Raw genomic sequence first — 12,937 nt, 5'->3', positions numbered from 1 at the left:
AACGGGCATCTAGTACTATTCGATTGGAAAAAACAAGTTGGAATAGGACTTTTACAATAAAATAAATGCTCGTTATCAATCGATTCACATGATGCTTATTTATATCTTTTATCATACTCAAATGAATATAAATGTAAATTTTAAAGGAGTATTATAGGTATAAAGATTCTTAAGGCTAGATGTGTATTAAGTCTATCCGAAGCGGGTCGATATAAATAAAAAAGTGATTCGTTCAAGAAGCTTCATCTGAGAGGAGAGTCGAAATGAAAAAAACTCTATTCACCTTATCGACAGCAGTGATGATTTCAGCCGGTGCTGTGACAGCGGTAGAAGCAGCGGAAAATCATGTGGTTAAGCCTGGTGAGACGCTGGAGAGCATTGCCAAAACATATAATGTCGATTTAGAAGTTCTAAAGAAAATAAATGAATTGAATAGTGATCAACTGTATGCCGATCAAACATTGAAGGTGATTAGCGAACCTTTGCTGGTTGAAGAAGAGCAAGTAACAAGTGCTTCTGTGTCAAAACAAGTCTCTAGGACAAAGGTGTACACTGTTCAAGGAGGGGACTCGCTGTTTGCGATTGCTACCATCTATAATATGAGTGTTGCTCAATTGCAAGAGTTGAACGGATTAAAGTCAACGAACATTTATGAAGGTCAGAAGTTGATTGTTAGCGGTCAAGCATCCCCTGAACAGGCTCCTTCTGTTAGCGAGCAGAAACCTTTGATGACAGCAGCTGCTTCGACATATGCGGTCCAAAGCGGCGACTCTTTAAGTAAGATCGCAGCCAAGTACAAAATGAGTGTAACGCAATTAATGCAGCTAAATGGCTTGAACTCGCATATGATCTATGTCGGACAAAAACTAAAGGTAAGTGGGAAACCCTCTCAATCGAAGCCGCCAAGCAAACCATCGGCTACATCGAACACATATACAGTTAAAAGTGGAGACTCTTTAAGTAAGATTGCGGCATTGCACAAAATGAGTGTAACGCAATTAATGCAGTTGAATGGTTTGAACTCGCATATTATTTACGTAGGACAAAAATTGAAGGTGAGTGGAACACCACCTCAACCGAAGCCACCGAGCAAACCGCCAGCTACATCGAATACATATATAGTTAAAAGTGGAGACTCTTTAAGTAAGATTGCAGCATTGCACAAAATGAGTGTAACGCAATTAATGCAGTTGAACGGTTTGAACTCGCATATCATTTACGTAGGACAAAAATTGAAGGTGAGTGGAACACCACCTCAATCGAAGCCACCAAGCAAACCGCCAGCTACATCGAATACATATACAGTTAAAAGTGGAGACTCTTTAAGTAAAATTGCGGCATTGCACAAAATGAGTGTAACGCAATTAATGCAGTTGAACGGTTTGAACTCGCATATCATTTACGTTGGGCAAAAGTTGAAAGTAAGTGGTCAATCGCCTGTACCAAAACCGAAGCCACCAACTTCAAAGCCAAAACCGCCGACGTCTAGCGGTTCATATGTGGTGAAAAATGGAGATTCTTTAAGTTTGATAGCGATTCTGTTTAATATGAGTGTGCAGCAATTGAAGCAGTTAAACGGTTTAAGTTCCGATAGTATTTATGTTGGTCAAACATTAAAGGTGACAGCCGACGGTGGGAAGCCACCTGTTGTCAATAAGCCTGAACAGCCATCCGGTGGGTCTTTTTCGGTGGCTCGTTTGCTTGCTGAAGCGAAAAAGCATATGGGTGTGCCGTACGTGTGGGGAGGCAAGCAACCGTCTGGCTTCGATTGCAGCGGCTACATTTATTATGTATTTAACCAAGCCGGGAAGAAGTTGCCTAGAACGAATACGGAAGGGTATTATAGCCGCTCTTATTTCGTTTCTAACCCTCAGCCTGGAGACCTCGTCTTTTTTAAGAACACGTATAAAAAAGGGATCTCACATATGGGAATTTATCTTGGAAACAATCAATTTATTCAAGCAAGCTCATCGCAAGGGATTACTATTACTAGTTTAGATAATTCCTATTTTAAACAGAGATTTGATAGCTTCAAACGGTTTTACTAATCAACTAGAAAGGATGTAGGCAAATATGTCTGCATCTTTTTTTGTGCAAAAAAAAGCATCTGCTACAAAGAGCAGATGCTTTCGGGCCACCACCAACCGTTGCCGCTATATTATCGATAACTTACAAAACGGAAAACTACACTTTTATTGTAACATATCTACTTATATTCACAAGAAAAAATTTCATATCTTGGATATAATATCATCGATTTATCCTCGGAAACTACCCTTTTACTCGAACGCTCCAAGTCGTTAAATCTGGCTGTTCTTTCGTCACTAGCTCTTTATGGAAAATGACGGTCCATGGCTTCGTTGTGTTCGCTTTGATTTCGAAATCCTCGAATGTGAACTGTCCTTCTGCGATGACTTCCTTTTGATGATCTAATACTTGCAGTGGAAGCTGTTCGATCTTCAAGTTCTTCTCATAGCCGTTGCGCATTAACAAAGTAACATGAAATTGACCGTCGTCTGCGAACTTGGCTTGTAGGCCAGTAAAGTTGAGTTCGTTTTTGCCAGGATCTCCGAGTTCTGCTACGACTTTTCGTAGCTGTTCTTTTTGCGCTTCCGGCAAAGCTTCCTCCCATGAAGGAGCTAAGTCTAATTCATGCTTTGTCGATGTTAAATCGAATGCAAGCGTCCAATTTTCCTTCGCTAAATCGATGGATGAAGCGATTGTTTCAGTTGGGAAAATGAATGTCCATGGGCGACTGCTTTGCGCTGGTAGACTACCAATCTCTTTCATGTTAAATAGATGCTTTGCTTTCACTTGTTGCTGTTCATTCATTAGTAATAACCTAGTTTCTCCTAGTTGAAGGTCTTTATCAACCGAGTTGCGGACGAAAGCAGAAACCGCTAGCCCTTCCGGTTGTTCCTCCCATTCGATTCCTGATAAAGATAGCTGATTTGCTTTTAACAATGGCAGTTCATTATTTAAAAAGCGCAACACATACATTTGTTCCTTCGAGATCGTCGCTGCTGGATGAAGCGAAAGCGGCGTTTCGATTTCTTCTGTTGATTCTTGAGTGTCACTGTTCGTTAATTCACTGGATGGGACAGTGCTTTCGAGTCCGTCGTTTTTTAATTTGCTTTTATCATTACTTTTCTTTTTGAAAAAAGATAACATAAGATGACTACTCCTTTTTAGTTAGTTCGTTCACAAATGAACCGAATTGAATAGCGATGTTTTTTTGTAGTTGATGGTGCATCGTCGTGAAGATTTCAAGCCCTTCACGCGCATAAATTCGCATTGGATCTTCTTGTTGGTAATAGCGAAGGCCGATGCCTTCTTTCAGTCTCGTCATATTTTCGATGTGGCTTACCCATAAGCGATCAATATTCGAGAGAGTAATTTGTTTAATATAGTCATCCCAAGAAGGCTCGGCTAACGATTGTAATTCTTCGCAATAGTTGTCAGCTGCTTGCTTGACGATTTGTTGAATTTCTTCTCTGTTTGCAATGTCTTCAGGCAAGGAAATGGAGTGTCCTCCGAGAATGGATTCCACATTGATTTTCAGCTGTTTTAAATCCCATTCGTCTATTTCTAGGTCTTCATGACAAATGTGCTCCACCTCATCGAAGCTCGCTTGCTTGACAGCGTTAAGGAAATGGTCAAATATTTCTTCTTCGTTGACCATTTTGTTTCTAAGGCCATAAATAATATTGCGTTGCTCGTTAATCACATCATCTAGTTTCAAGTTATATTCTCTCATCGCGAAGTTGGCGCCTTCTACAATGCGTTGAGTGCGATCAACAAATTCATGAATTTTCTTGTTTAGCACAAGGCCGTTTTCATCGATGTCTAGCTTCTTTTCCATCTTCTCTAATTCTTCTTTAGCGAAGCGTCTGAACATATCGTCTGCTAAGGAAATAAAGAATTGGCTGGAGCCAGGATCTCCTTGACGTCCAGAACGTCCTTTTAGCTGATTATCGACGCGGCGACTTTCATGACGCTCTGTTCCAATGACATGAAGTCCTCCAAGCTCAGCGACACCGTCACCTAAGAGAATATCGGTTCCACGCCCTGCCATATTGGTGGCGATCGTAATTTGCCCTTTTTGTCCTGCTTTTGAGATTAGCTCGACTTCTTGTTCAACGCTTTTGGCGTTTAATAATTCAAAGGTTAGTCCAGCTTCTGTAAAGTGTTCAGCCACTTTTTCAGATTGTAGAATCGAAGTTGTTCCTACAAGTACCGGCTGTCCCAGTTTGTGTCGTTTGGTTACTTCTTCCGTAACTGCTTGATATTTTTGATCGGATGTCGAAAAGACGTGATCGGGCATATCTACTCGTTGTTTCGGTCGATTTGTTGGAATTTGAATGACCATCATATTGTATACTTGCTCAAATTCTTTTTCTTCCGTTTTCGCTGTCCCTGTCATTCCGGAAAGATGAGGATACATACGGAAGTAATTCTGGATCGTAATGGATGCTTGTGTCTTATTTTCGTCGGTGATTTCAAGCCCTTCTTTTGCTTCAAGCGCTTGGTGCAGCCCATCGCTTAACGAGCGACCTTCCATCGTCCGACCTGTAAACATATCCACAAGTAAAATCTTCCCGTCTTTAATGATATAGTCTACATCTCGTGTGAACATCACATGGGCACGTACAGCTTGAATCATATAGTGATAAAGCGTTTGATGTTCAAGCTCATATAAATTATCTACACCAAATGCTTCTTCTACTTTTTCAATACCTTGATCGGTAAGGCTAACAGCTTTTGTTTCATCATCTAAGTTATAATCTTCATCGCGCTTAAATCGTTTCGCTACTCGCGCGCCAATATAATGAAGTTCGGAGCTTCCCGGCATCTTTCCAGCAATGATGAGGGGGGTTTTAGCTTCATCAATTAATACGCTATCGACTTCATCGATGATGGCGAAATGATAGGGACGTTGCACGCGCTGAGTCGGATGCCACACCATATTATCTCTTAAATAGTCAAAGCCAAATTCAGTTCCAACTCCGTATGTAATATCCGCTTGGTAAGCCGCTTGTTTTTGATCAGGGTCCATCAACGGGAGATTTAATCCAACAGTTAGGCCGAGAAATTCATGAAGCGGTCCAATCGTTTGGCGGTCACGTTCTGCTAAATACTCGTTGACCGTAATAACATGAACGCCTTTTTCTTCAAGGGCGCGCAAATAGCTTGGAAGCGAAGCGACAAGTGTTTTTCCTTCTCCTGTAGGCATTTCAGCAATATTGGCATCCGTTAGTACAAGGCCACCAATCAACTGTACGTCATAATGCCTCATGCCAAGTATGCGTTTAGATGCTTCTCGTACTGTAGCGAATGCTTCAACTTTAATGTCATCGATCGTTTCTCCATTAGTTAATCTTTCTTTAAAGTTCACCGTTTTCTGAGCTAATTCATCATCCGTAAGTCCTTCGAAAGTCGTTTCTAATGCATTTATTTGGTCAACGAGTTTATAATATTGTTTTAAGCGCTGATCGTTTGAATCGCTTAATTTTTTAAAAAACGAAATCATGTATTTTTACGCTCCCTTAGAGTAATTCACTAGAAAATCAATTCAAATCATTATTTAATCTTACCAAAATCCGTAACGATTGACTATCATAACGGGAGGTACGTGACAATTTTGAAAGCTATTTTTGTTTAGCGAAAGTCATGTTTTATTACGGACATTCAAAAGGGAAATACAATTGTAAAATGTTTGTAACTGAAAAATTTACAATTAAATTGTTGAAAAAAAAACAGTTTATGAGAAAATGTAAGATGAGTTGCTGTAAAATCATTTCATGCTGTAAAAAATAATGATATTGACTTCAATGTTTTTTAGATAAAATATATCCATTTGCTCATTATTTAAGGAGGTACTACATGGTTGCCCTTGCCTTTGTGATTTGTTTAATCGCATCGTTAGCGATTACGCCGCTTGTCAAGAAATTGGCGATTGCTGTTGGTGCAGTGGACAAACCGAATTATCGTAAAGTACACCAGAGAATTATGCCCCGAATGGGAGGATTAGCGATTTTTATTAGCTTCATGATTGGAATGTTCGTGCTACAACCGCAAGCGGATTTCAATTTTGCGATCATTCTTGGTGGTGTGATCATTATTATTACAGGAGTGCTAGATGATCGCTTTGAATTATCGGCTAAAGTCAAGCTTGCTGGACAGCTACTTGCTGCACTTGTCGTCGTTGTGTATGGTGGTGTGCAGATGGAAGATATTAACCTTCCGTTCGGTGGTCAAATGGAATTTGGCTACTTTAGTATTCCACTGACGATTCTTTGGATTGTCGGCATTACGAATGCAATTAATTTAATTGATGGACTAGATGGACTAGCCGCTGGTGTGTCATCAATTGCTTTGTTTACCATTAGTTTAATGGCCTATATGAAAGGTGATTTATATGTAATGAGTGTCGCTTTGCTTGTGTTAGGAAGCACGCTTGGATTTTTGCATTATAACTTTCATCCGGCAAAGATCTTTATGGGAGACACAGGAGCGCTATTTTTAGGCTATATTATTTCCGTGCTCGCTTTGCTCGGATTCAAAAATGTAACGGTCGTTTCATTAATCATTCCGATCATTATTCTCGGTGTGCCGATTACAGATACATTCTTTGCGATCATTAGACGGAAAGTGAATAAGCAACCGTTATCTGCGCCAGATAAATCGCATTTGCATCATTGTTTGCTGCGTATGGGCTATACGCATAAGCAGACGGTTATGATTATCTATGCGATCGCCTCAATGTTTGGCTTGGCCGCGGTGATTTTTACGATGGCAACGATTTGGGGCGCGATCGTCCTTATCGCCGTTTTAGTTGTGGCAATTGAATTGTTTGTCGAAAGTGTCGGGCTTGTTGGTTCCAATTATAAGCCGTTAATGAATTTGATGCGCGTTCGAGTCAAAAAGAATTAATATAAAACAAAAAAGCGGTCGATTGATTTCGACTGCTTTTTTTGTTTGAGTTGAGATAGTAATAGATTCATATAGATGGTGAATAGAAAAAACAGTACCGCGTTTCGGTACTGTTTTGTTTATTTATTCCTCTAATCCAAGATGTCTCGACAGCTCTTTTTTGATGACCTCTAATTCAAGTTCATCTAATTCATAAATATATTTATTGTTCCTATCTTTTCCATCTGTTCCTTTTAACGTAATCGTTTCAAATTGTAGGCTACCAGATTTTCCATATTCAATTAGGGACTTCATTTCCCCAAATGTCATATTTGTTCGCATGTTAGAGCCAACTGCATCTAGAATTTCATCGTATTTTGTAATGGAGTTGATAGAAAGAGCTTCTTTCGCAATCGCTTCAAGTAGCTGCTGTTGACGTTTCCCGCGCTCGATATCATTATCGTATTTACGAGTACGTGCAACTGCTAATGCTTCTTCGCCATCTAATTCTTGCTTTCCAGGCTCTAACTGGACGGCATTATGAATATCGTTCGAATCTTTTTCTTTGAGTTCGTATGGAACATCAAATGTAATGCCACCTAGTGCATCAACTACATCAATAAACGCGTAAAAGTTCATACGGATGTAATAATCAACGGGAATCTCTAACAAATCTTCTACGGTCTCAATTGTAGCTTTTGGACCGCCGTAAAAATGAGCGTGATTGATCTTTGTTTCGTATCCAACCTCTGGAACATGTACGTAAGAGTCGCGAGGAATGCTGACTAATTTGATCGATTTATCTTCAATGTTTAATGTGGCTAGCATTAAAGCGTCTGAACGTGTTTTTCCTCCGAATTCTTTTTCTCGTGATTCGCTCTCATCTACTCCGATAAATAATATAGATATATTATCTTTTAATGGATGGACTTTGGCATCGCGAAGTTCAGACTTGTGACGGCCGTCATCGAGGTAGGAATCTTTGAAAACGGATTCGGCCTTTTTGTATAAAAAGGCGCCATAACCAGCGGCAGTGAATGTAAGAAACAATAGCGGGAGTAGCAGTAGAAACACAAGGCGACGTTTTCTTTTTTGCCTCTTGTGCCTTTGCATACGTTGTCTTTCGGTTGGCATAAATTTTCCTAAGCTCCTTCAGTAATTAATCTTGCTAAGGGAATAGCTAATTTCAATATGATGCATCGTGTTTTGATCAAATAACCCACACTTTATTTTACTATGATTAGATTTAACAGTAAATTTTATTTTCTTAATTGTTGTCAACTGGTTGTTCTTGGTAAAGTACTTCGCCTTCGTCAATGACGGCTTGTCCATTTGTTAATTCCGTCATCCACTGAATAAATGCCTCTTTTTCGTTTTCTTTGACGAAAGTTTCGATTTCGACGGTATCCAAATAATGAATATCTTTAATCGTGTAAATGGACGAGCGCAATTCGTTTTCGATTTTGCCGAGCCAAGTATAGTCAATCGTCGTTTTCATAATTTGCATGAGACGACGTTCAACGACACCGGTTACTGTAATTCCTTCAGACGTTGCTTTACCGTATGCGCGAATTAATCCGCCCGTTCCTAATTTAATGCCACCGAAGTAACGGGTAACAACAACGACGGTGTCTTTTAAGTTTCGTTTTTTTAATACTTCAAGCATCGGAACACCAGCTGTTCCGCTCGGTTCGCCATCATCGTTTGCTTTTTGAATCGAATTGGTTTCTCCGATCATATAAGCGGAGCAATTATGCGTAGCGTTCCAATGTTGTTTTTTGATGTCTGCGATAAATTGCTGTGCTTCTTCTTCCGATTCGGCTCGACTAATGTAGGCAATAAACCGTGATTTTTGTATAATGATTTCATGTTCACCGTAGCCTTTAACTGTATAATATTGAGATAACAATGGATCTGCCTCCAATTCATATGAAAAAAATATCATTTTCGATTTTTGTGACTAGTAATTAGGAAATGAATTACACTTATAATATATAAAAATAGAAAAAGAAAAAAGAGCTATCTCCGTTGACATCAATTTTTAATCAAAAGGTCATGCAACTTTAAGCTAAGTTAAAAGTTTACATGTTATAATACAATCGTCATCACTTCAAAGTATATATGTTTTATTTTAGGTCATAATGGTTACATAATAAGTATGGGTTTTGTTTGTAATTGTAAAGTCTTAAGACCTACTTGCGTGTTACAAATATGATACTTATATGCCTTTTTGATTAAATTTCCATAAAACCGTCTGTTCTTTCTAGTGAAAATGTAGAGATACAGGTAAAATGGTATTGTCGGAGGAAGGACGTTCTATGTTTAATACAAATAACAATATAGCCGTTTTAGATACGATATTAAAAAAAATCATCGAAACCGTGGACAATAGTAAAGGAGAAATTTTCACTATTGCAGAACAAAGTAGAAAGGATTATCAAATCTTACTTGTTGAACTAAATACTGTTCGTGATCAAGTACATACACTAATCGATGAGCAGGAGCAACTTGAATTGAAAGTAAGTATGGCGCGCAAAAGGCTCGCGGAAGTGAGTAAGAATTTTCACGCTTATTCTGAAGAGTTTGTTCGCGAGACGTATGAAAGAGCACATGACTTGCAATTAAAGTTACTAATTTCACGCCAAAGCGAGAAGCAGCTCATTGAAAAGCGAAATGATTTAGAAAGAAGATTGGTCTCTGTTGAGTCCACGATTCAGCGAGCGGAACATCTTGTCACACAAGTATCAGTTGTTTTAAACTACTTGAATCAAGATATGAAGAAGATTGGCGAAGTGTTAGAAGATGCTCGTTTGAAACAGGAGTTTGGGTTTCGGATTATGGAGGCTCAAGAGGAGGAAAGAAAGAGGCTATCAAGAGAAATTCACGACGGTCCCGCTCAAATGATGGCGAACGTTCTATTGCGATCAGACTTAATAGAGAAACTATATAAAGAACGCGATATAGAAGAAGCGTTTCAAGAACTTCGTAGTTTAAGGAAAATGGTTCGTTCTGCATTGTACGAAGTGAGAAGGATTATCTATGATTTACGCCCTATGGCTTTAGATGATTTAGGTTTAATCCCAACGATAAAAAAATATTTAGTAACCATTGAAGAATATATACAATCATTAAATAAATCGACACAAATCCATTTCGTCAATTTGGGGGGCGAAAAACGCTTGCCAGCCAAATTAGAGGTAGCCTTGTTCCGACTCATACAAGAATCTGTCCAGAATGCTTTGAAGCATGCCGAAGCAACTCAGATCACTGTCAAGTTAGAAATCAATAAACAGAATGTACTAGCTGTCGTGAAAGATGATGGAAAAGGGTTCGATGTCACTGAGATAAAGAAAGAGTCATTTGGCATCATTGGGATGAAGGAACGACTAGAGCTTCTAGAGGGAGAACTTTCGATTCAATCCAAACCAAACAAAGGAACTGTAGTTATGATTAGTATTCCTATTTTGGAATAGCATTGTATAGAGGGGGAGAAAAGATGAAAACAAAAATCGTTATTATCGATGATCATCAATTATTTCGTGAGGGAGTTAAGCGGATTTTAGAATTTGAAGAATCCTTTGATGTAGTAGCTGAAGGAGATGACGGATCGGAAGCGATGAAGCTTGTTATCGAACATAGTCCAGACGTTGTGTTAATGGATATTAATATGCCGGAAGTTAACGGAGTAGAAGCAACACGTACGCTTGTGGACAAGTTTCCAAATACGAAAGTGATCATTTTGAGCATTCACGATGATGAGAACTACGTCACACATGCTTTAAAATCAGGAGCTATGGGCTATTTATTAAAAGAAATGGATGCGGATGCTTTAATTGAAGCAGTCAAAGTTGTTTCAGAAGGCGGATCTTACTTGCATCCACGCGTGACTCATAATCTTATTAAAGACTATCGCCGTCTAGCAAATGATGAAGGAAAAGGTAAGGGCTTCCAACAAGTAGAAGTGCGCCGTCCACTTCATTTACTCACACGTCGTGAATGTGAAGTACTGCAACTTCTAGCCGACGGAAAAAGCAACCGCGGCATTGGAGATGCGCTATACATCAGTGAAAAAACGGTGAAAAACCACGTTAGTAACATCCTGCAAAAAATGAACGTTAATGACCGGACGCAGGCCGTCGTTACCGCCATTAAAAAAGGCTGGGTCGAAGTAAGATAATTGAAGAAAAGATCGTCCGGGTGGGCGGTCTTTTTGTCATGAAAAAGAGTTCGTGACTGAATCGTGCGGAAAGGACGTGGATGAACGTGTTAAGGTTGAAAACGATCGCTCTTGCTCTGCTCATCAGCACTACACTTGTCGGCTGTGGAGCGGGGGGAAAAAAGGAAGAATCAAAGCAAGTGGAAGAAACGAATGAAACAGAAAATCAGACGGTTAAGCAACCGATTGAGGAAGCGAAAAACTTACCTCCCGAAATAAAAGAGGAGATTATGGCAGCGTTTGAGCAGCATATTTCAGCATTTAATGCGAAAGATTTAGAGACTTACATTCATACCATTTCTAAAGAATCTCGAGATTTAGAAGAAGAGCGGAAATATGTCAAAAAATATTTCGACGCTTTTGATATACATATGGAGCCGCAGCATACGAAAATTATTAAGTATGATGAAGAAGAGCAAGAAGCTCATATATTTATCGTTATGAAGTCAGTAACGAAGGATTTAGAGACAGGAAAAGAAATTGAAGATGAGACGCGCCAAGTAATGACGTTTAAAAAGGAAGAAGAAGGATGGAAACAAGCCGCTTTGTCCGCTATGCAATAATGTCTGAAAATTGTTATAATAAAGTGAAACTTCAATCAGAGGGGTTTTACAGCCCGTTAATGCGGGATAAAGACAATTCATAATCAAAGGAGTGGAAGGAATGACGGATCGGCAGCAAATGAATGTGGAAAGCTTTAATCTTGACCATACAAAGGTGAAGGCTCCATACATTCGCTTAGCAGGTGTGAAAGAAGGAGTAAACGGAGATCGAATTCATAAATATGACCTTCGCTTTTGTCAACCGAACAAGGAGCATATGGACATGCCGGCTCTTCACTCGCTCGAGCATATGATGGCAGAGTTCAGCCGGAATCATTCGGAGAAGATTGTCGATATTAGTCCAATGGGATGCCAAACGGGTTATTATTTATCCGTCATTAATCATGGCGATTATGAAGATGTTTTACGAATTGTCGAACGAACATTGCAAGATGTGCTAGCGGCAACAGAGGTACCTGCTTGCAACGAAGTTCAATGTGGTTGGGCGGCGAGTCATAGCTTAGAAGGAGCAAAAGCGATCGCTCGCAACATGCTTGACAAGCGCAACGAGTGGACGGAAATTTTTTAACAGAAACAAGCTGTTCTTAAACAAGAACAGCTTGTTTCTGTTAAAAGTAATATTAATAACCATTTTTTAGCCTATTAAACTTTTAACTCATTCAAATTCTTCCTTTCTTGCATTTACTAGAAGTAATAAGAAAGGAGGTGACAATGATGTGTAAAAAGTGTAGTGGACATCATGAGCAGGAATGGAACGATCATTCTAAAAAGAATCAACAAGCCAGTTTCGTTGATTTTGAGTTTTATACACTAGATTCCAACAAATCAGTGTCCAACCGCTGTAAATTATGGAAAAACGTTCAAACTCCTGTAGCCTCAGTTACCTTAGATGAAGTGAAAAAAGGAAATCTTGTCTGGTTAAACGGTGTTTTCGGGTTAGACAATGATGATCATAAATTCCGTGAAGTATTAATGAGAATCTATAAAGGCAGCCCAACGGTATGTATCCCAGGCGAAGAAATTTATTTAGCTAAAATTGAAATTGATAAGGCGGGTAATGATGACCAAGTCGTAGAGCCGTTAGCTCATGTAGATGTCATTCATGCTAATGACCGCAACTTGACATACACGGTGACATTAGAACCAGATGGAGACGATGTTTTTCTAAATGGTCCTGTCACATTTACCGCTGTATTAATTAAAAAGTAAGGAAAGACAAGGCTGTTTCCAAATGACTCGGCTCTTT

General features: G+C 39.3%; 11 protein-coding genes. 7 read left to right on the top strand and 4 right to left on the bottom strand.

The window, feature by feature from the left end:
- The first annotated feature begins 263 nt into the window (after positions 1 to 263).
- Positions 264 to 2,048 (top strand): C40 family peptidase, encoded by a 1,785-nt coding sequence (locus ACSVDJ_RS16750; protein WP_439167392.1) that lies wholly within the window; start codon positions 264 to 266, stop codon positions 2,046 to 2,048.
- Positions 2,049 to 2,271: 223 nt separating this feature from the next.
- Here ACSVDJ_RS16750 and ACSVDJ_RS16745 read toward each other — a convergent pair whose 3' ends face one another.
- Both ACSVDJ_RS16745 and secA2 read right to left on the bottom strand, forming a co-directional pair.
- A complete protein-coding gene (locus ACSVDJ_RS16745; RefSeq protein WP_439167390.1) occupies positions 2,272 to 3,171 on the bottom strand; it encodes an accessory Sec system S-layer assembly protein in 900 nt (299 codons plus the stop codon).
- A gap of 7 nt (positions 3,172 to 3,178) precedes the next feature.
- Positions 3,179 to 5,530, bottom strand: a complete 2,352-nt coding sequence (secA2, locus tag ACSVDJ_RS16740; protein ID WP_439167388.1) for an accessory Sec system translocase SecA2 — start codon at positions 5,528 to 5,530, stop codon at positions 3,179 to 3,181.
- 353 nt (positions 5,531 to 5,883) lie between these two features.
- Here secA2 and ACSVDJ_RS16735 point away from each other — a divergent pair, with 353 nt between their 5' ends.
- Positions 5,884 to 6,933 (top strand): glycosyltransferase family 4 protein, encoded by a 1,050-nt coding sequence (locus tag ACSVDJ_RS16735; protein WP_439167386.1) that lies wholly within the window; start codon positions 5,884 to 5,886, stop codon positions 6,931 to 6,933.
- Positions 6,934 to 7,056: 123 nt separating this feature from the next.
- On the opposite strand, the gene ACSVDJ_RS16730 is transcribed toward ACSVDJ_RS16735, so the two are convergent.
- Entirely contained in the window at positions 7,057 to 8,046 is a 990-nt protein-coding gene (locus ACSVDJ_RS16730; protein ID WP_439167384.1) for an LCP family protein, read from the bottom strand.
- Between the two features lie 133 nt (positions 8,047 to 8,179).
- Positions 8,180 to 8,821: a YigZ family protein gene (locus ACSVDJ_RS16725; protein WP_439167382.1), complete on the bottom strand. Its 642-nt coding sequence runs from the start codon at positions 8,819 to 8,821 to the stop codon at positions 8,180 to 8,182.
- Positions 8,822 to 9,230: 409 nt separating this feature from the next.
- Here ACSVDJ_RS16725 and ACSVDJ_RS16720 point away from each other — a divergent pair, with 409 nt between their 5' ends.
- From ACSVDJ_RS16720 to ACSVDJ_RS16700, 5 genes are all read left to right on the top strand, one after another.
- Complete coding sequence (locus tag ACSVDJ_RS16720; protein WP_439167380.1) at positions 9,231 to 10,385, top strand: sensor histidine kinase; 1,155 nt, start codon at positions 9,231 to 9,233, stop codon at positions 10,383 to 10,385.
- Positions 10,386 to 10,408: 23 nt separating this feature from the next.
- Positions 10,409 to 11,089 carry a response regulator gene (locus ACSVDJ_RS16715; protein ID WP_439167378.1) on the top strand — a complete coding sequence of 227 codons (681 nt, stop codon included), beginning with the start codon at positions 10,409 to 10,411 and terminating at the stop codon, positions 11,087 to 11,089.
- 80 nt (positions 11,090 to 11,169) lie between these two features.
- Positions 11,170 to 11,691, top strand: coding sequence for a Cif family virulence factor (locus ACSVDJ_RS16710; protein ID WP_518619448.1), 522 nt, complete (start codon positions 11,170 to 11,172; stop codon positions 11,689 to 11,691).
- A gap of 100 nt (positions 11,692 to 11,791) precedes the next feature.
- The gene (locus ACSVDJ_RS16705; RefSeq protein WP_439167376.1) at positions 11,792 to 12,259 is read left to right on the top strand and encodes an S-ribosylhomocysteine lyase; all 468 of its coding nucleotides are present in this window, start codon (positions 11,792 to 11,794) and stop codon (positions 12,257 to 12,259) included.
- A 143-nt stretch (positions 12,260 to 12,402) separates the two neighbouring features.
- On the top strand, positions 12,403 to 12,900 hold the full coding sequence (locus ACSVDJ_RS16700; protein WP_439167374.1) for a hypothetical protein: 498 nt from the start codon (positions 12,403 to 12,405) through the stop codon (positions 12,898 to 12,900).
- Positions 12,901 to 12,937: the final 37 nt, after the last annotated feature.

Source organism: Bacillus sp. Hm123 (assembly GCF_051842975.2).
Taxonomy (GTDB): Bacteria; Bacillota; Bacilli; order Bacillales; family Domibacillaceae; genus Bacillus_CE.
This window is presented reverse-complemented; position numbering and strand designations above follow the sequence as displayed.